The organism is Bradyrhizobium sp. BLXBL-01 (genome assembly GCF_051853025.1).
Taxonomy (GTDB): Bacteria; Pseudomonadota; Alphaproteobacteria; order Rhizobiales; family Xanthobacteraceae; genus Bradyrhizobium.
This window is the reverse complement of record NZ_CP182471.1, coordinates 829438-851943: the sequence shown is the minus strand read 5'-3', so window position 1 is coordinate 851943 and position 22506 is coordinate 829438. Positions and strand designations below refer to the sequence as shown.

Sequence of the window (22506 nt, the reverse complement as noted above, 5' to 3'; positions counted from 1 at the left end):
GTTCGAGGCCGGCTCGCTCCGCACACTCCACTCCGCCCCCTCCCCCGCTTGCGGGGGAGGGTTGGGGAGAGGGTGCCTCCACGGAGAGACTCCCCCAGAGGAAAGAGCCCTCACCCGCATCGCATCTTCGATGCGATGCGACCTCTCCCGCAAGCGGGAGAGGTGAAGAAGAGAGCACGCATGTATCAGTGGGACTTCGGCATCCTCTGGAGCTATCGCTGGCTCTTTCTCAACGGGCTCGGCGTCACGGTCGGCTTCACGATCGTCATCGTCGTGTGCGGACTGCTGTTCGGCCTGCTCGGGGCGTTCGGCAGCCTGTCGCGGATCAAGGCATTGCGGCTGACCGCGCTCGCCTTCATCGAGGCGTTCCGCTGCACGCCGATCCTGGTGCAGCTGATCTGGTTCTATTACGCGCTGCCGATCCTCGCCGGTGTCGAGATGACCCCGATCACGGCTTCGGCGCTGGCGCTCTCGCTCTATGGCGGCTCGTTCTATTCGGAGATCATCCGCGGCGGCATCGTCTCGATCGACCGCGGCCAGTCCGAGGCCGGCGCCGCGCTCGGCATGACGCCGGGCCAGAGCATGCGCCGCATCGTGCTGCCGCAGGCGATCAAGCGCATGATTCCGGCGCTGATGAACCAGTCGATCATCCAGTTCAAGAACACCTCCCTGGTCTCGGTGCTGGCCGTGCCTGATCTGGTCTATCAGAGCCAGGTCGCCGCCCATGACAGCTACCGGCCGCTGGAGACCTACACCGCGGTCGCGCTCGCCTATGCGGCAATCCTGATTCCGCTCACCATCCTCGTCCGCCGCGGCGAGAAGCAACTGGCGGTGAGCGAATGAGCGAGACGCCGAAAATCGAGATCCGCAGCCTTCGCAAGAGTTTTGGCAGCAACGAGGTCCTCAAGAACATCAATCTCGACGTCACCAAGGGCGGTGTCGTCGCGCTGATCGGGCCATCAGGCTCGGGTAAATCAACGCTGCTCCGCTGCATCAATCTCCTGGTCGTGCCCGACGGCGGCAGCGTCCGCGTCGGCGACACCCGCTTTGCGTTCGGAGACGGCGCCAAATTGCCCGATGTCAAAACGCTGGCGAGATTCCGCGCCACCACCGGCATGGTGTTTCAGCACTTCAACCTGTTCCCGCACATGACGACGCTGCAGAACGTGATGGAGGGGCCTGTCACGGTGCGGCGCATGGCCAAGGCGGAGGCCGAAACGCTCGCGCGTGCGCAGCTCGCCAAGGTGGGACTTGCGGAGAAAGCGGACCAATATCCGGCGACGCTCTCCGGCGGCCAGAAGCAGCGCGTCGCGATCGCGCGGGCGCTCGCGATGGAGCCCGATGTCATGCTGTTCGACGAGGCCACCTCCGCGCTCGATCCCGAATTGGTCGGTGAGGTGCTGAACGTGATCCAGCAACTCGCGTCGGAGGGCATGACCATGGTGATCGTGACGCACGAGATCGCGTTCGCCCGCGAGGTGGCCGAGCGTGTCGTGTTCATGCGCGACGGAATCGTGGTCGAGGAGGGTTCGGCGCGGCAGGTGATCGACAGCCCGCGGGAGGCTGCGACGCGCGCCTTCCTCAGCCATTTCCACCGCACCGGCGCGCTGCCGCCGGCAAATGCGATATCGTGATGTCCGGCATCAATCGCGCCTATCTCGTCACTGGTGCCGCCAGCGGCATCGGCCGCGCCACCGCAACGCTCCTTGCGGCGCCGGGCACTGCGCTGCTGCTCCACACGCGCGCGAACACAGAAGGCCTCGACGCGAGCGCGGCCGAGGCCGAAGCGAAAGGCGCCATCGTCGCAAAGTGTCTCGGCGATCTTGCCGAGAAAGCCGCCATTACTGCTGCCGTCACCGCCGCGAATGCCGCCTTCGGCCGGCTCGACGGACTCGTTCTCGTCGGCGGCCACGCCCGTCGCGGCAGCGCCATTGGCACGCCGGCGGATGAACTCCGCAAGGCGATGGACGAATCGGCGCTGGCGTTCACGCGGCTGGTTGATACCGCGCTGCCGCTGCTGCGCGCCGGGCGCGATGCGCGCATCGTCGCGATGTCGTCCTTCGTCGCGCACGCGATCCGACCCGAATTCGCGCCCTTTGCTGCGACCGCCGCGAGCCGTTCCGCGCTGGAAGCGCTGGTGCGGCTGGCCGCGATCGAGCTCGCGAAGGACGGCATCACCGTCAATGCGGTATCACCCGGCCTGATCGTCAAGGACAGACCGAGCGAGAGTCGGCTGTCGCCCGAACAGATCGCCGCAACCGAAGCGCTGATCCCGATGCGCCGCCGCGGGCGGCCGGAGGAAGTCGCCGAGATCATCGCCTTCCTGGCATCACCGAAGGCGTCCTACGTCACCGGCCAGGTCTGGCACGTCAATGGAGGCCTGACATGACCGAAGCAACCATCGAGCGCATCAGGCTGTTCCTGATCGAAAGCCCGATCAAGATGGCGCGCCTGCAGGGCGTCGGCAACGTCAAGGGCACGGTGAAGCGCGTGCTGATCGAGCTGACGTCGAGCGACGGCGTGATCGGCTGGGGCGAGGCGGCACCGTGGGAAGTGTTCACGGGAACGCCGGAAGCCGCGTTCGCCGCGCTCGATATCTATTTGCGTCCGATCGTGCTCGGCAAATCCGTTCGGCGCATACGCGCGCTGATGGCCGAGCTCGACCGTGCGCTGGTCGGTCACGCCGAAGCCAAAGTCGGCATCGAGATGGCGCTGCTGGACATCGTCGGCAAGTCGTCTGGGCTCTCGGTCGCCGACCTGCTCGGCGGCCGCGTGCGCGACACCATTCCCCTCTCCTTCTCGATCGCCGATCCGGATTTCGCCGCCGATCTCGAGCGCATGCGGAAAATGGTTCCGGACGGCAATGTCATCTACAAGGTCAAGACCGGCGTGAAGCCGCATCGCGAGGACCTCGATCATCTCGAAGCGATCCGCAAGGAATTCGGCGACAAGGTCGATTTGCGCGTCGACTACAACCAGGCGCTGGCGCCGTTCGGCGCCATCAAGATCCTGCGCGACGTCGAGGAATTCGCGCCGACCTTCATCGAGCAGCCGGTGCCGCGCAAATATCTCGACGTGATGGCGCAGCTGACCGCGGCATTGGAAACGCCGGTGCTGGCCGACGAAAGCTGCTTCGACCGCCGCGACATGATGGAGGTGGTGCGGCGTGAAGCGGCCGACGCCGTCTCGATCAAGCTGATGAAGGCCGGCGGCCTGTTCGAGGCCCAGGCGATCATGGCGATCGCCGACATCGCCGGCCTGCCCGGCTATGGCGGCACGCTGTGGGAGGGCGGCATCGGCCTTGCCGCCGGCACGCAGCTGATCGCGGCCACCCCGGGCATCTCGCTCGGCTGCGAATTCTACATGCCGCATCACGTGCTGACCGAGGACGTGCTGGAAGAGCGCGTTGCGAACCGCGCCGGCCATGTCGTGGTGCCCGACGGCCCCGGCCTCGGCATCCGCGTCAGCGAAACATCGGTCCGCGCCAATGCAAGGGTGCTGGCGGAGGCGTAGTTTCTGTCATTCCGGGGCGCGCGCAGCGCGAGCCCGGAATCCATAACCACAGGCAGGGGCTGCCGCACGCGCTGGCAACCAAGAGTCTTCGCCACGCTACTCCCTGTGGCTATGGGTCCCGGATCTGCGCTTCGCTTGTCCGGGACGACGAGCGCGTATGCGGTGACAGCGGGGCGCCATCCTTCCCCTCCGGGAATCCCTATCGTATGGTCGCACCCAACAAGCCCGTTCCCCATCGGGCCATCCGGAAACGCATATGCCCGAACCCGCCTGGTCGCTGCACTCCCGCCTGAAAGAGGACACCATCGATATCGGCGATCTGCCGCTGTCGAAGGTGCTGGTCATCAAGGACGCGCATTATCCCTGGCTGCTGCTGGTGCCGCGGCGGGTGGATGCGATCGAGATCATCGATCTCGACGAGGTGCAGCAGGCGCAGCTGATGACGGAGATCTCCCGCGTCTCGCGCGCGCTGAAGGAGATCACCAAATGCGAAAAGCTCAACATCGCCGCGCTCGGCAACCTCGTGCCGCAGCTGCACGTCCACATCATCGCGCGCCGAACCAACGACGCGGCCTGGCCGCGGCCGGTGTGGGGTGTGATGCCGCCATTGGCGCATGACGCCGCGGAGGTTCAGAATTTCATCAGCGCGCTTCGCCGCAAGATCTGGTTGGGTTGAAAGAACAATAATGTCAGCATTCGACGCATTTCCGCTGGGGCAGCCGGCCTTCGTCACCAACGTCCTCGACCGCGCCGCGCATCTGCGCCGCGACGACGAGAAGCTGTTTGTGCTGGAGCAGAAGCCGTCTTCGCGCGCCTATGTGGTCTATCGCGACTCGCTGCTGGTGAAGCGCGAGGGCGACAAGGTGCGCGCGCTGCTCGGAATCGACGAGGCGCTGAGATGCGGCGCCAATCCCGGCACGGTGTTCCTCGGGCTTCGCGACGCTGCGGCCGTGTTCGGCATGGGCCTGTCGCAGGCGGCCGCCGAGAAGCTGGTCGGCGGCGGCGACTACGCCGTCACCGAGCTGCGCGGCATGGCAATGCAGGGCGCGATCCCGCCCGAGGAGCTCTCGGCCGTGGCGATGGCGAAGTCGATGGTGGGCTGGCACCAGCGCCACGGCTATTGCGCCAATTGCGGCACGCGTACCGCGATGAAGGAAGGCGGCTGGAAGCGCGACTGTCCGAGTTGCAAGGCCGAGCATTTTCCGCGCACCGACCCGGTCGTGATCATGCTGGTCGCCTCCGGCGACAAGTGCCTGCTCGGCCGGCAGAAGCAGTTTCCGGCAGGCATGTATTCCTGCCTCGCCGGCTTCGTCGAGGCCGCCGAGACCATCGAGGACGCGGTGCGCCGCGAGATCCTGGAAGAGTCCGGGATCCGCTGCACCGACGTGCAATATTACATGACCCAGCCCTGGCCCTATCCGTCGTCGCTGATGATCGGCTGCAGCGCGCGGGCCGTGAGCGAGGACATCGTGGTCGATCACGCCGAGCTCGAGGACGCGCGCTGGTTCACGCGCGAGGAGGCGGCCCTGATGCTGACACGGACGCATCCCGACGGGCTCGCCGGCCCGCATCCGTTCGCGATCGCCCATCATCTGCTCGGCCGTTGGATACACGAGAAGAGCAGCTGAGCCGAACGACGATGGCCGGGATCGCGCCGCGCATCCTCTGCATCGGCATGCCGGTGCGCGACCTCATCCTGCGCGTCGAGGCCCTGCCCGAACGTGGCAGCAAGGCGAACGCCAGCCATCTCGCCGAGATCTGCGGCGGCAACGCGCTCAATGCCGCGATCGCGATCGCACGGCTCGGCGGCCGCGTCGCGTTCGCAGGGCCGATGGGCGATGCGCGGGAGACGTCCAGTGGCTTCATTCTCGCGCAGATGGCGCAGGAGGGCATCGATAGCACGCATATCGTGCGCATGCCGGGCCTGAGCACGCCGGTCTCGGCGATCATGATCGAGCCCTCGGGCGAGCGGACGCTCACGATCTATCGCGATCCCGCCTTGTGGACGGTGAAGCTGCCCGAGGCCGACGCGTTGCTCGCTGATTGTCAGGCGGTGCTCGTCGAAAGCCGCTGCGCGGCGTTCGCGACCTCGCTTGGCGCAGAGGCACGCCGGCGCGGCATTCCCGTCATCGTCGGCGTCGACCGCGCGATGGCGTTGCAGGACGGTCTGCTCACGGCCTCCTCGCATCTGCTGTTCGCCAGCGCCGAGCTGCAGGAGACGGCTGGCATCGCTGACGACGGCGCGGCCTTGAGGCGCCTGGCGGAGCTGACGCCCGCCTTCCTGGCGGCCACAAGGGGCCCGCGCGGCACGATCTGGCTAAATGAGGCGGGCGCGCTGGAGGAGACGCCGGCCTTCCCGGTCCAGGCGGTCGATACGCTGGGCGCCGGCGACGTCTTCCATGGCGCGTTCGCGCTCGGCCTCGCCGAGGGTAAGGACGCAAGGGGGGCGATGCGATTCGCCGCGGCCGCCGCGGCGCTGAAATGCACCCGCCATGGCGGCGGCCCGGCTGCCCCGCAACGCGTTGAAGTTGAAGAGCTTTTGCGCAATCGCCGGTAGAGCGATTCCACTGTAACGCCGAGATTATAGGCTTGCCGTGGAATGATTTTCTCTATATCAGGGAAATCTGCCCCTGAAATGGAACAAAGTTCTTCAAATGACTGATGTCGCCGTCCAGATCCCTGAGACCAGCCGCCGCCTCGACGCCATCGACCGCAAGATCCTGATGGTCCTCCAGGAAGACGCCTCCCTCTCCGTCGCCGAGATCGGCGACCGGGTCGGCCTGTCCTCGACCCCCTGCTGGAAGCGCATCCAGCGCCTGGAGGCCGACGGCGTGATCATCAAGCGCGTCGCCCTCGTCGACCAGAACAAGATCGGGCTCGGCATCTCCGTGTTCGTGTCGGTCGAGAGCTCCGACCATTCGGATGCCTGGCTGAAGCGGTTCGCCGAAGCCGTCAGCGCCATGCCGGAAGTGATGGAGTTCTATCGCATGGCCGGCGACGTCGACTACATGCTGCGCGTCGTGGTCGCGGACATGCAGGCCTATGACGTGTTCTACAAGAAGCTGATCAGCGCCGTGCCGCTGAAGAACGTCACCTCGCGCTTCGCGATGGAGAAGATCAAGTCGGTCACCGCGCTGCCGATCCCGGCGGTGGTGGCGGCTTAGGATTCATTACACGAAAACTGTCATCGCCCGGCTTGACCGGGCGATCCAGTACTCCGAGGCGGCTGTGATCGAACCGAGAGGCCGCGGCGTACTGGATGCCCCGGTCAAGCCGGGGCATGACAGCGAGATTGTGGCGCGGGCTGTGTTTCCCTGACGCCCTTCAAATCTTCTGATTGTACTCGCCGACCTCGGGATGCGTGCGCAGCACGCTGTTCACCATCTCGAACATGTCGTGCATGCGCTGCTCGGAGACCGGGCTCTCGACCACGACGACGAGCTCGGGCTTGTTGGAAGAGGCGCGCACCAGGCCCCAGCTGCCGTCCTCGACCGTGACGCGCACGCCGTTGACCGTGACGAGATCGCGGATCGCCTGATCGCCGATCTTGGCGCCCTTGGCCTGCAGGCCCTCGAAGTGCTTCACCACCTTGTCGATGACGCCGTATTTGACCTCGTCGGCGCAGTGCGGCGACATGGTCGGCGACGACCAGGTCTTCGGCAGCGCGTTCTTCAAATCGGCCATCGACTTGCCCGGCGCGCGGTCGAGCATGTCGCAGATCGCGATGGCCGAGACCAGGCCGTCGTCATAGCCGCGGCCGAACGGCTTGTTGAAGAAGAAGTGGCCCGACTTCTCGAAGCCGGCGAGCGCGCCCATCTCGTTGGTGCGGCGCTTCATGTAAGAATGGCCGGTCTTCCAATAGGCGACCTTGGCGCCCTGCTTCTGCAGCACGGGATCGGTGACGAACAGGCCGGTGGACTTCACGTCGACGACGAACTGCGCATCCTTGTGGATCGCCGACATGTCGCGCGCCAGCATCACGCCGACCTTGTCGGCGAAGATCTCCTCGCCGGTGTTGTCGACGACGCCGCAGCGGTCGCCGTCACCATCGAAGCCGAGGCCGACATCGGCCTTGTGATGCAGCACCGCATCGCGGATCGCGTGCAGCATCTCCATGTCTTCCGGATTCGGATTGTATTTCGGGAAGGTGTGGTCGAGCTCGGTGTCGAGCGGGATCACCTCGCAGCCGATCGCCTCCAGCACCTGCGGCGCGAACGCGCCGGCGGTACCGTTGCCGCAGGCCGCGACCACCTTGAGCTTGCGCGTCAGCTTCGGACGGGAGGTGAGATCGGCGATGTAGCGCGCCGGATAATTCTCGTGGAACTGGTAGGAGCCGCCCGCCTTGTTCTTGAACTCGGCATTGAGAACGATCTCCTTCAGCCGCGTCATCTCGTCGGGACCGAAGGTCAGCGGGCGGTTGGCGCCCATCTTCACGCCGGTCCAGCCATTGTCGTTGTGCGAGGCCGTGACCATCGCAACAGCGGGCACGTCGAGATCGAACTGCGCGAAATAGGCCATCGGCGTCACCGCAAGGCCGATGTCGTGCACCTTGCAGCCTGCCGCCATCAGGCCGGAGATCAGCGCGTATTTGATCGAGGCCGAATAGCCGCGGAAATCGTGGCCGGTGACGATCTCCTGGCGGACGCCGAGCTCGGCGATCAGCGCGCCGAGCCCCATGCCGAGCGCCTGCACACCCATCAGGTTGATTTCCTTCTGGAACAACCAGCGCGCGTCGTATTCGCGAAAGCCCGTGGGCTTCACCATCGGCTCGGATTCGAAGGCGTAGGTGTTGGGCAACAATACGGATTTCGGCTTCGGGAACATTGAGTCGGTCTCGTGGAAAGGGGGGGCGGGATTTGCTGCAGCCTTAGCGAATGCCGGACCGCAGCGAAAGGCGGGAATGGAGGCTTATGGCCGATAATTGCGGCAGTTTGGTAACGAAGAAACGTTACCGCGAGGGCGGCCAGAGCAAGGATATCTTCTTGAAATTGACGACCGCGCGATGGCGCGGAGCGCCTCTACTGCTCCAGCACCATCTGCCCGTTCGCGTATTCGAAACGCTTCAGGCGGGACAGGAAGGAGAGGCCGAGCAGGTTCTCCGACAGCGCTTCGTCCGGCAGCACCATGGCATCGACCTCGCGCAGGATGAGGCCGCCGACATCGAGCATGGCAATGCGGGTGCGCGCGGCCTTGATGGTGCCGTTGGCGGTGGAGACGGTGGCGTTGTACTCGCTGCGCGAAGGACGCAGGCCAAAGCGGGCGGCCGAGGTCTCGTTGAGCGCAACGACGGACGCGCCGGTATCGATCATGAAGCCGACGCGCTGGCCGTCGATCCGGCCCTCGGTCTGGAAATGACCGCGGCCATCCCGGGAGATGGCCAGGCTGCGGCCGCCGGCCGGCGCAGTGGCCGCGACTGCGACCGTCGTGCGCGGCACCGACGTGGCGGAAGCCGAGCTCATCTTGTCCGCCATCTGCGCCATGAAGGTGCCGAGGCCGATCATGACGGCCGCGATGATCATAATGTTACGCATCACACCACTTCCGAGCCGAAAGCTCGATTTCACCACGCGACAAGGCCGACCGCGAGCGAAGGCACGCCGGGGCTCCTGTCATTTTGACGAAAAGGATGAGCGGAGGGTTAATGCCGGTTGCGAGTTCTCACGTCCCGCGCGGCTTCGCCCGCCTGGTCGGCACTGCGCTCGCGGGATCGTCGGGCCAGGGGTGACGCGGATAGCGGCCGCGCAGGTCGGAGCGGACGGCGGCGTAGCTGCCGCGCCAGAAGCCTGGCAGATCGCGCGTCACCTGCACCGGGCGCTGGGCCGGGGACAGCAATTCCAACACCAGTGGCACCTTGCCGGCGGCGATCGAGGGATGGGTGTTGAGGCCGAACAATTCCTGCAGCCGCACCGCAATGGTCGGACCCTGCTCGGCCTCGTAGTCGATCGCAAGCACGCTTCCGGTCGGCGCCTCGAAATGGGTCGGCGCCTCGCGGTCGAGCCGCGCGCGCATCTGCCACGGCAATAGCGCCATCAGGGCATCGGAGAGATCGCCCGCGGAGATGTCCTTCAATGCGATCTTGTCGTAGAGCGCCGGCACCAGCCAGTCGTCGCGCCGTGCGATCAGGCCGTCGTCCGAGAGATCGGGCCAGCTGTCGCCTTCGGCCTTGCGCAGGAACATCACGCGATCACGCCACTGCTTGGCGGCCTTCGACCAGGGCAGCCGGTCGAGGCCCGCGGTGATCAGGCCATCTGCAAAGATGCGTGCGGTGTCCTCCGAGGGCGACACGGCAAGCGTCGCTTCGGACAGCGTGATCGCGTGCAGCACGCGCCTGCGCCGCGCCCGCAGCGCCATCGCGCCACGATCGAACGAGATCTCGTCGGTAGTCTCGATGTGCTCGGCGAAATGCCGCTCGATCTCGTCCTCGGTGATTTGCGCGGCGAGCAGGATGCGTCCGCTCGCCGCCGTCCCCGTCATCTCGCCGATCGCGATGTAGGACGCGCGGGCGAGCGAGGAGGTCTGCTCGACAGACGCGCCGCGCCCGTTGGCCAGCACGAAGCTGCCATTGCCGCGATTGCGCGCGACGCGGTCCGGAAATGCGTAAGCGAGCATCAGGCCGGTCGAGAGATCCTCCTGCTGCACCACCTTCTCCGCAGCCGCGACCTGCGAGGCCCAGCGGCGGGCCAGATCGCGCGCGCTTGCCGCGCGCGGCGAGCGGTCCCGGCGGAACTGGTCCCGGCGGTGCTCGAGATCGACGCTGTCGCCGCCAAGGCCGCGCTCGGTGATGACGGCTGCGATTTCGGCGGCGGCCTCGCCGCTGCCGGCGCGATGCGAATCCACGATCATGCGCGCCAGCCGCGGCGGTAGCGCCAGCGCGCGCAGGCTCTTACCTTCCGCGGTGATGCGGCCATCGCCGTCGAGCGCGTTGAGCTCGGTCAGCAGGCTCTTGGCTTCCTTCCAGGCCGGCTGCGGCGGCGGATCGAGGAACGACAATGCGGCGGGATCGCTGACGCCCCATTGCGCGAGATCGAGCACCAGCGAGGACAGATCGGCGCTGAGGATTTCCGGCTGGGTGTAGGGCGCGAGCGAGGCGGTCTGCGGCTCGTCCCAGAGCCGGTAGCAGACGCCGGCCTCGGTGCGGCCGGCGCGGCCGCGGCGCTGGTCCACCGCCGCGCGCGAGGCGCGCACGGTCTCGAGCCGCGTCAGGCCGATATCGGGCTCGTAGCGCGGAACGCGGGCGAGACCGGAGTCGACCACGATGCGCACGCCTTCGATGGTGAGCGACGTCTCGGCGATCGAGGTCGCCAGCACCACCTTGCGCGTGCCCTTGGGGGCCGGCGCGATGGCACGGTCCTGCACGGCGGCATCGAGCGCGCCGAACAGCGGCACGATCTCGACGGAGGCGTCCTGCACGCGCTCGGAGAGGAAATTCTGGGTGCGGCGGATCTCGGCGGCACCCGGCAGGAACGCCAGCACCGAGCCGCTGTCGGCGCGCAGCGCGGACGCGATCGCATCCGCCATCTGCCGTTCGATCGGCGCGTCGGCCTTGCGGCCGAGATAGCGCGTCTCGACCGGAAACGCACGGCCCTCGCTTTCGACGACGGGGGCATCGCCGAGCAGCCTTGCCACCCGCGCACCGTCGAGCGTTGCCGACATCACCAGGATGCGCAGGTCTTCGCGCAAGCCGGTTTGCGCATCACGCGCCAGCGCGAGGCCCATGTCGGCGTCGAGCGAGCGTTCATGGAATTCGTCGAACAGGATCGCGGCAACGCCGGAGAGTTCGGGATCGTCGAGGATCTGGCGGGTGAAGATGCCCTCGGTCACCACCTCGATGCGTGTGGCGCGCGAGATCTTCGAGCCGAAGCGGACACGATAGCCGACGGTTTCGCCGGCGCGCTCGCCGAGCGATTTGGCCATGCGGTCGGCACTGGCGCGCGCGGCGATGCGGCGCGGCTCCAGCACGATGATCTTTTTGCCTTTAGCCCAGGGCGCATCGAGCAAGGCCAGCGGCACGCGTGTGGTCTTGCCGGCGCCCGGCGGCGCCACCAGCACGGCGGCGTTATTGCCCTCCAGCGTGCGCGAGAGGTCGTCGAGCACGGCGTCGATCGGGAGGGGCGTGTCGAAGCTGCGGGGCAAGGAAGCATCCGGTCGTCATGCCCGGCCTTGTGCCGGGCATCCACGTTCTTTCAAGCGAGAGTGAACAAGACGTGGATGGCCGGGACAAGCCCGGCCATGACGGTTTCGTTCAACGAGAATGTGCAGCTATCAGCCCTGCACCGCCGGCCGCCCGACGCTCTCATAGGTGAAGCCGGCGGCTTCCATGTCCTCGGGGCGGTAGATGTTGCGGAGGTCGACGACGACCGGCTGCGCCATGGTCGCCTTCAGCCGGTCGAGATCGAGCGCGCGGAACTGCACCCATTCGGTGACGATGACGAGCGCGTCGGCGCCTTGCGCGCAGACATAGGCGTCCTCGCAATAGGTGATATCGGGCAATTCGCCCTTGGCCTGCTCCATGCCGACGGGATCGAACGCCTTCACCTTCGCGCCCATGTCGATCAGACCGGTCACCAGCGGAATCGACGGTGCATCGCGCATGTCGTCGGTGTCGGGCTTGAAGGTGAGGCCGAGCACGGCGACGGTCTTGCCGCGCAAATTGCCGCCGAGCGCCTGGCTCACCTTGCGCGCCATCGCGCGCTTGCGGTTCTCGTTCACCGCCAGCACCGATTCGACGATGCGCAAGGAGACGTCGTAATCCTGCGCGATCTTGATCAAGGCCTTGGTGTCCTTCGGGAAGCACGAGCCGCCGAAACCGGGACCGGCATGCAGGAATTTTGTGCCGATGCGGTTGTCGAGGCCGATGCCGCGCGCGACCTCCTGCACGTTGGCGCCGGCTTTTTCGGACAGATCGGCGATCTCGTTGATGAAGGTGATCTTGGTCGCCAGGAACGCGTTGGCGGCGTATTTGATCATCTCGGCGGTGCGGCGCTCGGTGAACATCAGCGGCGCCTGGTTCAGCGACAGCGGGCGATAGATGTCGCCCATCACCTTGCGGCCGCGCTCGTCGGAAGTGCCGACCACGATGCGGTCGGGGAATTTGAAATCGCGGATTGCCGCGCCCTCGCGCAGGAACTCGGGATTGGAGGCGACCACCACGTCCGCCGACGGATTGGCCTCGCGGATGATGCGCTCGACCTCGTCGCCGGTGCCGACCGGCACGGTCGATTTCGTCACCACCACGGTGAAGCCTTGCAGCGACTGCGCGATCTCTTTCGCGGCGGCATAGACGTAAGACAGGTCGGCATGACCGTCGCCGCGGCGCGAGGGCGTGCCGACCGCGATGAACACGGCGTCGGCATCGGCAACCGGCTTCTTCAGGTCGGTAGTGAAGTCGAGCCGCTTGGCTTTGACGTTGTTCGCGACCAGCTCGTCGAGGCCAGGCTCGTAGATCGGGATCTCGCCGCGATGCAGGGCCGCGATCTTCCTCTCGTCCTTGTCGACGCAGGTGACGTCGTGGCCGAAATCCGCAAAGCAGGCGCCGGACACCAATCCCACATAGCCCGTGCCGATCATCGCAATTCGCATGAAAAATCCTGTTCCAGCTTGGTTAACGGAAGCCCAATTGGGGGCGGTTTAGCATTTTCCCGAGGTCATGGAACAGTCCGCATGCAAAAACCGGCCCGCGATTTGAACCGGTAAAGAAGTCGGAAACCACTGGGCTCCAAACTGCCCCACGCCCACACAGGGACGGGCGGAACGCGCCTCGAAAAGGGACACCATGGCACGATCAGGCACAATCGCGGCGGCCAGCCCTTCCAAGGCGCCTTCGGCCGCGCGTATCGACTGGGTCGACTATGCCAAGGGCATCTGCATCGTCATGGTCGTGATGATGCATTCGGTGCTGGGGGTCGAGCTTGCCGCCGGGCAGATCGGCTTCATGCATGCCGTCGTGGCCTTCGCAAAGCCGTTCCGGATGCCGGATTTCTTCCTGATTTCGGGCTTGTTCCTGTCTCTGGTGATCGATCGGGACTGGCGAACCTATCTCGACCGCAAGGTGGTGCATTTCGCCTATTTTTATGTCGTCTGGGTGACAATCCAATTCGGCTTCAAGGCGCCGGCCTTCGCGGCCGAGACCGGCTGGCATCAGGTTGGCCTGTTGTATCTCGAATCCTTCGTCGAGCCGTTCGGCACGCTGTGGTTCATCTATCTGCTGCCGATCTTCTTCGTCGTCACGAAACTGACACGCAAGATCCCGCCGCTCGCGCTCTGGCTGGTCGCCGCCGCGCTGGAGACCGCGCGCATCACGACCGGCTGGACCGTCATCGACGAGTTCTGCGCACGCTTCGTCTATTTCTATTCGGGCTATTTGCTCGCGCCTTACGTGTTCGCCCTGTCGAATCGCGCGCGGAAGCATCCGGCGCTGGCGCTTGCAGCGCTCGCCAGCTGGGCGCTGGTCAATGCCGGCCTCGTCGCATCGGGCGCCAGCGAGTGGGCGATCGTCTCGCTCGCGCTCGGCTTCGCCGGCGCCTGCGCCATCATCGTGGCGGGCACGCTGCTCGCGCGGGCGCACTGGCTCAATTTCCTCCGCTTCTGCGGCGAGCATTCGATCGTGATCTATCTCGCCTTCTTCCTGCCGATGGCGTCGACACGGACGCTGCTGCTGCGCACGGGTGTCATTGCCGATATCGGCACGGTGTCGCTGCTCGTCACCGTCGCCGGCGTGCTGGGTGCGCTGGCGATCTGGCAAGGCGCATTGCGGCTTAATGCGCGCTTCCTGTTCGAGCGGCCCGATGCGTTCTGGATCGCGCCGAGGAAAACGGGTGCGGTGTTGCAGGCGGCGGAGTAGCCGCGCCCACGGTGTCGTCGCCCGGCTTGCCGTCTTCGCTAAAGCTTCACCGGCCGAGCACCGCTGTGGGCCCGGCGTAGCCTCGCGGAGACGGGACCGCGCGACCCAGTACGCCGAGACGCCAGTCATTGAACCGAGAAGCCGCGGCGTACTGGATTCCCCGCTTTCGCGGGGAATGACAGCGGGGGATAGTCGCGCTACCAGCGCAAAAATCCCCCTTCCAAGGCTGTCAAAGCCCGCAAAAATTCATACATTGCGGCCATGCCCAAGACATCTCCGAAGACCACCGCCAAAGCTGACACCAAGGCCGCGCCGAAAGCTGCCGAGACCAAGCCCGCTGCTGCCAAGACGATACCCGCGACAGCTGCTGCCAAACCGGTCGCGGCCAAGGCGGCCGGCAAGGGCGACCATGTCTTCTTGGTCGACGGTTCCTCCTACATCTTCCGCGCTTATCACGCGTTGCCGCCGCTGAACCGCAAGTCCGACGGGCTCCAGGTCAACGCCGTGCTCGGCTTCTGCAACATGCTGTGGAAGCTGCTCCGCGAGATGCCCGAGGACAACCGGCCGACGCATCTGGCGATCGTGTTCGACAAGTCGGAGATCACCTTCCGCAACAAGATCTATCCGGACTACAAGGCGCACCGGCCGCCCGCCCCCGACGATCTCATTCCGCAATTCGCGCTGATCCGCGAGGCGGTGCGCGCCTTCGACCTGCCCTGCCTGGAACAGACCGGCTTCGAGGCCGACGATCTCATCGCGACCTATGTGCGACAGGCCTGCGAGCGCGGTGCCAGCGCCACCATCGTGTCCTCCGACAAGGACCTGATGCAGCTCGTCACCGATTGCGTCACCATGTACGACACCATGAAGGACCGCCGCATCGGCATATCAGAGGTGATCGAGAAGTTCGGTGTGCCGCCGAACAAGGTGGTCGAGGTGCAAGCGCTCGCGGGCGATTCCACCGACAACGTGCCCGGCGTGCCCGGCATCGGCATCAAGACTGCGGCGCAGCTGATCACCGAATATGGCGATCTCGACCAATTGCTGTTCCGGGCCGGCGAGATCAAGCAGCCGAAGCGGCGCGAGGCGCTGCTCGAGAACGCCGCGAAGGCCCGCATCTCGCGGCACCTCGTGCTGCTCGACGACAAGGTCGAGCTGGAGGTGCCGCTCGACGACCTCGCCGTTCACGAGCCCGACGCGCGCAAGCTGATCGCCTTCCTCAAGGCGATGGAGTTCACGACGCTGACGCGGCGCGTCGCCGAATATGCGCAGATCGATCCCGCCAATGTCGATGCCGATCCCGGCTATGCCAGCGGCGCCAGCGTGTTCACGACGCTGCCGCCCTCGGACGTCGTGCCCACGCCAGGCACGGGAACCCCGGCGCAGGCCCGACCGAACCAGCCGAACAAGTCGGCAGGCAAGGAGGACAAGGCTGCGAGCCCGAAGGGTGCGCCGATCTCGCTCGCCGCCGCACGCGAAGAGGCGCTGCGCAAGCTTCCGGTCGATCGCGGCAAATACCAGATTATCAAGACCCCTGGGGAGCTCGACGCCTTCATCGCGCGCATCCATGATGCCGGCCATGTCGCGATCGAGACGAGAGCGAATTCGATCGATCCGATGCAGGCCGATCTCTGCGGCATCGCGCTGGCGCTGGCGCCGAACGAAGCCTGCTACGTGCCGCTGGCGCACAAGCAATCCGGCGGTGGCGCCGGCCTGTTCGATGCCGGCCTCGCGCCGGACCAGGTCAAGCATGACGACGCGCTGCAAGCGCTGCGGCCGGTGCTGGAATCGGCGGGCATCCTCAAGATCGGCTTCGACCTCAAGTTCACTGCCGTGATGCTGGCGCAGCACGGCATCACCTTGCGCAACATCGACGATGCGCTCCTGATCTCCTACGTGCTCGATGCCGGCCGCGGCTCGCATGCGCTGGAGCAGCTGTCGGAGCGCTGGTTCGGTCATGCCATGCTGAAGGAAAGCGAGCTGCTCGGCAGTGGCAAGGGCAAGATCACCTTCGACCAGGTGCCGATCGACAAGGCCGCACCGCTATCGGCCGAAGGCGTCGACATCGCCTTGCGGGTCTGGCGCGCGCTGAAGCCGCGTCTCGTTTCCGAGCACATGAGTGCGGTCTACGAGACGCTGGAGCGGCCGCTGGTATCGGTGCTTGCGCGCATGGAGCGGCGCGGCATCTCGATCGACCGCCAGGTGCTGTCGCGTCTGTCCGGCGACTTCGCCCAGACAGCAGCGCGCGTCGAGGCCGAGATCCAGCAGATCGCGGGCGAGCCGGTCAATGTCGGCAGCCCCAAGCAGATCGGCGATATCCTGTTCGGCAAGATGGGATTGCCCGGCGGCACCAAGACCAAGACCGGCGCCTGGTCGACCACCGCGCAGGTGCTGGACGAGCTCGCCGAGCAGGGCCACGACTTCCCGAAGAAGATTCTGGAGTGGCGCCAGGTCTCCAAGCTGAAATCGACCTACACCGACGCGCTGCCGACCTACGTCAACCCGCAGACCCACCGCGTGCACACCACCTACGCGCTGGCTGCGACCACGACCGGGCGCCTGTCATCGAACGAGCCGAACCTGCAGAACATTCCGGTGCGCACCGAGGACGGCCGCAAGATCCGCCGCGCCTTCATCGCCACGCCCGGGCACAAGCTGGTCTCCGCCGACTATTCACAGATCGAGCTGCGACTGCTCGCGGAGATCGCCGACATTCCCGTGCTGAAGCAGGCCTTCCGCGACGGTCTCGACATTCACGCCATGACCGCATCGGAGATGTTCGGCGTGCCGATCAAGGGCATGCCGAGCGAGATCCGCCGCCGCGCGAAAGCGATCAATTTCGGCATCATCTACGGCATCTCCGCGTTCGGCCTCGCCAACCAGCTCGGCATCGCGCGCGAGGAAGCCTCCGCCTACATCAAGAAGTATTTCGAGCGCTTCCCCGGTATCCGCGCCTATATGGACGAGACGCGCGACTTCTGCCGCAATCACGGCTACGTCACCACGCTGTTCGGCCGCAAGTGCCACTACCCTGACATCAAGGCGTCCAACGCCTCGGTGCGCGCGTTCAACGAGCGCGCCGCGATCAACGCGCGGCTTCAGGGCACTGCCGCCGACATCATCCGCCGCGCCATGACGCGCGTCGAGGATGCGCTGGCCGAGAAGAAGCTCTCGGCGCAGATGCTGCTCCAGGTGCACGACGAGTTGATCTTCGAGGTGCCGGACGACGAGGTCGAGGCCACGCTTCCCGTCGTGCAGAAGGTGATGCAGGACGCGCCGTTCCCGGCCGTGCTGCTCTCGGTGCCGCTGCATGTCGACGCACGCGCTGCGAACAATTGGGACGAGGCGCATTGATGGCCTCCTCTTCACCTCTCCCCGTAAGAACGGGGCGAGGGGGCGCACCGAACGCGCAGCGAGCACCTGATTGTCCTCCGTGCAATTGCGCGATGGCTCCACGATCCCGCGCATATTAGAACCTTTGCATCTCCCGCACCGGTTCACCCATGCCCCACACCTCCGCTCTGCTCGGCTTTGCCCTCGTCTGCCTTGGCCTCGTGCTCACGCCGGGGCCGAACATGATCTATCTGATCTCGCGCTCGATCACGCAGGGGCCCGCGGCCGGCATCGTCTCGCTCGGCGGCGTGGCGCTCGGCTTCGTGTTCTACATGCTGTGCGCGGCGTTCGGCATCACGGCGCTGTTGCTCGCCATTCCCTTCGCCTACGACGCGCTGCGCTTTGCCGGCGCCGGCTACTTGCTGTGGCTCGCCTGGCAGGCGGTGAAGCCCGGCGGGCGCTCGCCGTTCCAGGTGAGGAAGCTCGCCATCGACAGCCCGCGCAAATTGTTCGCGATGGGCTTCGTCACCAACCTGCTCAACCCGAAGATCGCGATGCTGTATCTGGCGCTGCTGCCGCAATTCATCGATCCCACAGCGGGCAGCGTGCTGACGCAGTCGGTGGTGCTGGGCGCGATCCAGATCGCGATCAGCGTCAGCGTCAACGCGATGATCGCGCTCGCCGCCGGCTCGATCGCGCTGTTCCTGGCGAACCGGCCGAGCTGGATGCTGGTGCAGCGCTGGCTGATGGGCACCGTGCTGGCCGGGCTTGCGGTGCGGATGGCGGTGGAAGCGAAGAAGGTGTGAGGGCACACTGTCATGCCCCGGCTTGACCGGGGCATCCAGTACGTCGCGGCCTCTCGACTCAATCACCGCCGTCTCTGGAATACTGGGTCGCCCGGTCAAGCCGGGCGACGACAGCAGAGCAACGGCTCAATCCAGCTTCGCCTCCATGCCGCGCTTCACCGCCGGCCGGGCCATCAGGGCCTCGTACCAGCGCTTGACGTTGGGGAAGTCGGCCAGCTCAACCTTGTGGCGAGGATGGCGCCAGGCCCAGCCCAGGATGGCAAAATCGGCAACCGAGAGATCGCCGGCGACGAAGTCGCGCCCCTCCAGGCGACGATCGAGCACGCCATAGAGCCGGCGCGTCTCGGCCATGAAGCGCTTCAAGCCGTAGGCCCGGTCCTGCTCGTTCTCGAGCGCGATGAAATGGTGCACCTGGCCGGGCATCGGCCCGAAGCCGCCCATCTGCCACATCAGCCATTCGTAGACCGGGATGCGCTGGATAAGCGATTTCGGCAGGAATTTGCCGGTCTTTTCACCGAGATAGAGCAGGATCGCACCGGATTCGAAGATGCTGACGGGCTTGCCCTCGGGGCCCTCGGGGTCGACGATCGCGGGGATCTTGTTGTTTGGGGAGAGCTTGAGGAACTCGGGCGCCATCTGCTCGCCCTTGGTGATGTTCACCGGGATCACCTTGTAGGGCAGCCTCATCTCCTCCAGCGCGACCGAAATCTTGCGGCCGTTCGGCGTGTTCCAGGTGTAGAGCTCGATGGTCATTCCGTGTCCTTCCCAAGAGGCGTGCCCCCTGAACTACTCCAGAAGGTTGCACCCTCACAACCGGCGGACCGGGATGGCCGATCCCTGTTGACGGGAGACGCCCCCTCTGGAATGTCGCGCCGGTCGCGGATAAATTCCGCCTCCTCCAAAAACGCTGTTCGAGGGACCGCCGTGTCGAAATCCGCCTCCCGCGCCCGCCTGTTCGAAATCATCCGCCGGCGCTCATTCGGCCGCGGCGAGGTGACGCTCGCGTCGGGCCGCAAGAGCGATTTCTACTTCAACCTCAAGCCGACCATGCTCGACCCCGAGGGAGCGACGCTGCTCGCCGAGCTGACTTACGAGGCGCTGAAGGACGACCAGCTCGATTTCATCGGCGGGCTCGAGATGGGCGCGGTGCCGCTCGCCGGCGCGCTGGCGCAGATCTCCTGGATCAAGGGCCATCCGATCGCGGCCTTCTTCGTGCGCAAGAAGCCGAAGGAGCACGGCGCCAAGCTCGCGATCGAGGGCCTGCCCAAGGGTGAGACGCTGGCCGGCAAGCGCGTCGTGATCGTCGAGGACGTCACCACGACCGGCGGCTCGGCGATGAAGGCGGTGGAATCCGTGCGCGAGGCCGGCGCCAATGTCGTGCTGGTGCTGACTATGGTCGATCGCGAAGAGGGCGCCACCGACACGTTCGGTGCGGCCGGCCTGCCGTTCCGCTCGCTGTACAAGGCGTCGGAATTTTTGAAGGGGTGAAGGCGGAAATTTCTCCGCCGTCATGCCTCAGTGTGCCCCGGAAGCCACCATCCGTCCAAAGCTGGGCCCGGCCTTAAAGAGGCCACCGCCTCGTCTTGAAACCGCCTCCGCTCAACTGCTCATTTACCATCCCGCTTTATGGTGAATCGTGTGCTGAGACCTCTCGGTCCCAGCCGGTTCAGTAGCGTCGGGTGGAGTAAGCATTGCGTACAGTCATGTCCCATGCGCGCCGGCGGCGTCGCGCGATGCTTGTGGCCGCCACGCTGGCAGCGCCGCTGCTCGCAACTCCGGCTCCGGTTTCGGCCGAAGGCCTGTTCGACTTCCTTTTCGGCGGTATGCAGCAGCAGCGGCCGCAGCGCGAGGTGCCGCAGCAGGCGAACTCCTACGTAGATCCCTTCAGCAGCCAGCAGAATGCCTCTCCGCAATATGTCCCGCCGACCCGCTCGGCCGCGGCCGGCGGCTCGGGACCTGCCTTCTGCGTGCGCAGCTGCGACGGCAAATATTTCCCGCTGATGCGCGGCCTCGTCTCGCCGGCGCAGATGTGTCAGGCATTCTGTCCTGCCACCGCGACAAAAGTCTATTTCGGCTCCAGCATCGAGGGCGCTTATTCCCAGACCGGCGAGCGTTACGCCGAAAGCGAGAATGCGTTCGCCTATCGCAAGACGCTGCGCGCCGACTGCACCTGCAACGGCCGTGAGCCGGTCGGCCTCGCTCCGGTCGATCTTGCCCTGGATTCCTCGCTGAAAGCCGGTGACGTGATCGCCACCACCGACGGCCTCGTCGCCTATACGGGCATCCGCGTCGGCAACGACCAGGCTGCGGAATTCACCCCGGTCGCCTCCTACCCCGGCCTCACTGCCCAGGTCCGCGCGCGGCTCGGCGAGATGAAGGTGGCGCCGGTGCGGGCAGAGACGGTGTCGGCGGATGCGCCGGCGTCAAACGAGATCGTGCGCGAGGCACTGCCGGACGTGACGGTGCCGAAGACGACCGCGAAGCCGGCGAAGCGGGCGGGGTTAGAATAAGCCTCACCTGCATCTGAGCCGTCATTGCGAGGAGCCCTTGCGACGAAGCAATCCAGAATCCCTCCGCGGAAAGATTCTGGATTGCTTCGCTACGCTCGCAATGACGGAGTTTGCGGCACTACCTCCCGATGATCACCCCGATCACGTTCGGCGCCGCCAGATATTTCTCCTCGATCGCCGCGCGCGCGGCGGCGCGGTTTTCCGGCGTCAGGAGGCCGCGCTTCTCGGCCAGGATCATCCAGCAGAAACCCCACCAGTCCGTCAGCATGCCCTGATCGCCGACGAGGTCATAGCCCTGCTCGGCCGCGAAGATGCGCGCATGCGCTTCGTCCAGCGTGTCGAGAAACAGATGATCTTCGGGCGAGAACAGATCGTCGCTGACGTCGTCGATGGTGTAGCCCCAGATCGACTGACACACCGCGTTGAACTCGCGATCGAACTGGTCATCGTCGACCCTCTGGCGCCGCGCGGCCTGATGCAGCCGCGACAGCGAGCGCGCGAAATCGGCGATCCGGGTGAGGGCAAACTGGTCGAAGGCAATGGTGGACATGTAGTCCTCGCGGAGTCTGACAAACGCTAGATATTGTGTCGGCTAGATACCGAATCACAATGATATATCAAAGACTTGCTAAAGTGTTCTTAATTTGTTCCAGGTGTATGCGGAATCGAAAGGGGCCGCCCGAGGCGACCCCTTGCCGGTTGCAATCTTGTTCGGGATGAAATCCAGCCCCGGCAAGCGTAACGTTAAAACCGACAACGGGCTTTGCGCGATTCCGGAAAAATACCGATCGTACTGCTGTCCTAATTCGGCGGGCGCCTCAATAGCAACGCGACGCCGCAATGGCGTGGACACGGCGGTCGCCGAGGAGATGGGCGACAAAGCCGTTCTTCGGAAAGATCCTGGCGAAGGCAGCGTCGCGGATGCTGAGGCCGCCGGCATAGGCGCCGAACGCAGGCATGACCGCGCGCAACCCGTCGCTGGCGAAGCAGCGGCGCTCCATCGAGCGACCGCGCGCCGAGACACGCGCCTTCGGATGCAGATGGCCGGCGATCTCGCCGCATGCGCCGGTCGGCTCGTGGCGGAAGGTGATCGGGCCGATCGCCACTTCATCCGCGATGGTGCCGCCGAGATCGCGCGGCAACATGGGATCATGATTGCCCGAGATCCAGATCCAGTCACGGCCGGTCTGGAGTGCGGCCACCGCGTCGCGGTCCTCGGCCGACAAGCGCTCATGCGCGCTGCGGTCGTGAAAACTGTCGCCGAGCGCGATGACTACTCGCGGATCATGGCGGGAGATGACAGCAGCGAGCCGGCCAAGCGTCGCGATGGTATCGTAAGGCGGCAGCAGCACGCCGCGCATCGCGAAGCTCGAGCCTTTCTCCAGATGCAGGTCGGAGACGACGAGCAGGCGCTGCTCGTCCCAGAACAGCGCGCCGGAAAGATCGGCCGCGAAGGTTACATCGCTGATCGTGACTCTGGAAACGCGCATGTCCTCGACATCTC

At 65.7% G+C, this 22506-nt stretch carries 20 protein-coding genes; 13 read left to right on the top strand and 7 right to left on the bottom strand.

Annotated elements, in window-relative coordinates:
* Nucleotides 1-180: 180 nt before the first annotated feature.
* The 8 genes from ACNJYA_RS03985 to ACNJYA_RS03950 all read left to right on the top strand — a co-directional run bounded on the left by ACNJYA_RS03985 (nt 181) and on the right by ACNJYA_RS03950 (nt 6677).
* Nucleotides 181-843: an amino acid ABC transporter permease gene (locus tag ACNJYA_RS03985; RefSeq protein WP_212259599.1), complete on the top strand. Its 663-nt coding sequence runs from the start codon at nt 181-183 to the stop codon at nt 841-843.
* Entirely contained in the window at nt 840-1634 is a 795-nt protein-coding gene (locus ACNJYA_RS03980; RefSeq protein ID WP_260381836.1) for an amino acid ABC transporter ATP-binding protein, read from the top strand. Before ACNJYA_RS03985 ends, ACNJYA_RS03980 begins: the two co-directional genes overlap by 4 nt.
* Nucleotides 1634-2389 (top strand): SDR family NAD(P)-dependent oxidoreductase, encoded by a 756-nt coding sequence (locus ACNJYA_RS03975; protein ID WP_439402076.1) that lies wholly within the window; start codon nt 1634-1636, stop codon nt 2387-2389. The genes ACNJYA_RS03980 and ACNJYA_RS03975 overlap by 1 nt, the downstream gene beginning before the upstream one ends.
* Nucleotides 2386-3513 (top strand): muconate cycloisomerase family protein, encoded by a 1128-nt coding sequence (locus ACNJYA_RS03970; protein ID WP_439365470.1) that lies wholly within the window; start codon nt 2386-2388, stop codon nt 3511-3513. The genes ACNJYA_RS03975 and ACNJYA_RS03970 overlap by 4 nt, the downstream gene beginning before the upstream one ends.
* A gap of 256 nt (nt 3514-3769) precedes the next feature.
* The gene (locus ACNJYA_RS03965; RefSeq protein WP_439402075.1) at nt 3770-4189 is read left to right on the top strand and encodes an HIT domain-containing protein; all 420 of its coding nucleotides are present in this window, start codon (nt 3770-3772) and stop codon (nt 4187-4189) included.
* Nucleotides 4190-4199: 10 nt separating this feature from the next.
* Nucleotides 4200-5141, top strand: coding sequence for an NAD(+) diphosphatase (gene nudC / locus ACNJYA_RS03960; protein WP_439365469.1), 942 nt, complete (start codon nt 4200-4202; stop codon nt 5139-5141).
* Between the two features lie 11 nt (nt 5142-5152).
* Nucleotides 5153-6070 carry a PfkB family carbohydrate kinase gene (locus tag ACNJYA_RS03955; protein ID WP_439365468.1) on the top strand — a complete coding sequence of 306 codons (918 nt, stop codon included), beginning with the start codon at nt 5153-5155 and terminating at the stop codon, nt 6068-6070.
* Between the two features lie 97 nt (nt 6071-6167).
* Nucleotides 6168-6677, top strand: coding sequence for an Lrp/AsnC family transcriptional regulator (locus ACNJYA_RS03950; protein WP_025032510.1), 510 nt, complete (start codon nt 6168-6170; stop codon nt 6675-6677).
* Between the two features lie 160 nt (nt 6678-6837).
* On the opposite strand, the gene ACNJYA_RS03945 is transcribed toward ACNJYA_RS03950, so the two are convergent.
* The 4 genes from ACNJYA_RS03945 to ACNJYA_RS03930 form a co-directional block, all read right to left on the bottom strand.
* On the bottom strand, nt 6838-8337 hold the full coding sequence (locus tag ACNJYA_RS03945; RefSeq protein WP_439365467.1) for a phosphomannomutase/phosphoglucomutase: 1500 nt from the start codon (nt 8335-8337) through the stop codon (nt 6838-6840).
* A gap of 194 nt (nt 8338-8531) precedes the next feature.
* Complete coding sequence (locus ACNJYA_RS03940) at nt 8532-9044, bottom strand: TIGR02281 family clan AA aspartic protease (protein WP_439402074.1); 513 nt, start codon at nt 9042-9044, stop codon at nt 8532-8534.
* Nucleotides 9045-9171: 127 nt separating this feature from the next.
* Complete coding sequence (gene hrpB / locus ACNJYA_RS03935) at nt 9172-11646, bottom strand: ATP-dependent helicase HrpB (protein ID WP_439365466.1); 2475 nt, start codon at nt 11644-11646, stop codon at nt 9172-9174.
* A gap of 129 nt (nt 11647-11775) precedes the next feature.
* Nucleotides 11776-13092 carry a UDP-glucose dehydrogenase family protein gene (locus ACNJYA_RS03930; RefSeq protein WP_439365465.1) on the bottom strand — a complete coding sequence of 439 codons (1317 nt, stop codon included), beginning with the start codon at nt 13090-13092 and terminating at the stop codon, nt 11776-11778.
* Nucleotides 13093-13285: 193 nt separating this feature from the next.
* Here ACNJYA_RS03930 and ACNJYA_RS03925 point away from each other — a divergent pair, with 193 nt between their 5' ends.
* From ACNJYA_RS03925 to ACNJYA_RS03915, 3 genes are all read left to right on the top strand, one after another.
* On the top strand, nt 13286-14353 hold the full coding sequence (locus ACNJYA_RS03925; protein WP_439365464.1) for an acyltransferase family protein: 1068 nt from the start codon (nt 13286-13288) through the stop codon (nt 14351-14353).
* Nucleotides 14354-14614: 261 nt separating this feature from the next.
* Nucleotides 14615-17707 carry a DNA polymerase I gene (gene polA / locus ACNJYA_RS03920; protein ID WP_439365463.1) on the top strand — a complete coding sequence of 1031 codons (3093 nt, stop codon included), beginning with the start codon at nt 14615-14617 and terminating at the stop codon, nt 17705-17707.
* A gap of 149 nt (nt 17708-17856) precedes the next feature.
* A complete protein-coding gene (locus ACNJYA_RS03915) occupies nt 17857-18492 on the top strand; it encodes a LysE family translocator (RefSeq protein WP_439365462.1) in 636 nt (211 codons plus the stop codon).
* A gap of 126 nt (nt 18493-18618) precedes the next feature.
* On the opposite strand, the gene ACNJYA_RS03910 is transcribed toward ACNJYA_RS03915, so the two are convergent.
* A complete protein-coding gene (locus ACNJYA_RS03910) occupies nt 18619-19245 on the bottom strand; it encodes a glutathione S-transferase family protein (RefSeq protein ID WP_439365461.1) in 627 nt (208 codons plus the stop codon).
* A 171-nt stretch (nt 19246-19416) separates the two neighbouring features.
* Here ACNJYA_RS03910 and pyrE point away from each other — a divergent pair, with 171 nt between their 5' ends.
* Both pyrE and ACNJYA_RS03900 read left to right on the top strand, forming a co-directional pair.
* Entirely contained in the window at nt 19417-19980 is a 564-nt protein-coding gene (gene pyrE, locus ACNJYA_RS03905; RefSeq protein WP_036014130.1) for an orotate phosphoribosyltransferase, read from the top strand.
* Nucleotides 19981-20225: 245 nt separating this feature from the next.
* A complete protein-coding gene (locus ACNJYA_RS03900; protein ID WP_439365460.1) occupies nt 20226-21002 on the top strand; it encodes a DUF2865 domain-containing protein in 777 nt (258 codons plus the stop codon).
* 118 nt (nt 21003-21120) lie between these two features.
* On the opposite strand, the gene ACNJYA_RS03895 is transcribed toward ACNJYA_RS03900, so the two are convergent.
* A complete protein-coding gene (locus ACNJYA_RS03895) occupies nt 21121-21552 on the bottom strand; it encodes a hypothetical protein (protein WP_036041807.1) in 432 nt (143 codons plus the stop codon).
* Nucleotides 21553-21820: 268 nt separating this feature from the next.
* Nucleotides 21821-22492 (bottom strand): ligase-associated DNA damage response endonuclease PdeM, encoded by a 672-nt coding sequence (pdeM, locus tag ACNJYA_RS03890; RefSeq protein ID WP_172786682.1) that lies wholly within the window; start codon nt 22490-22492, stop codon nt 21821-21823.
* Nucleotides 22493-22506: the final 14 nt, after the last annotated feature.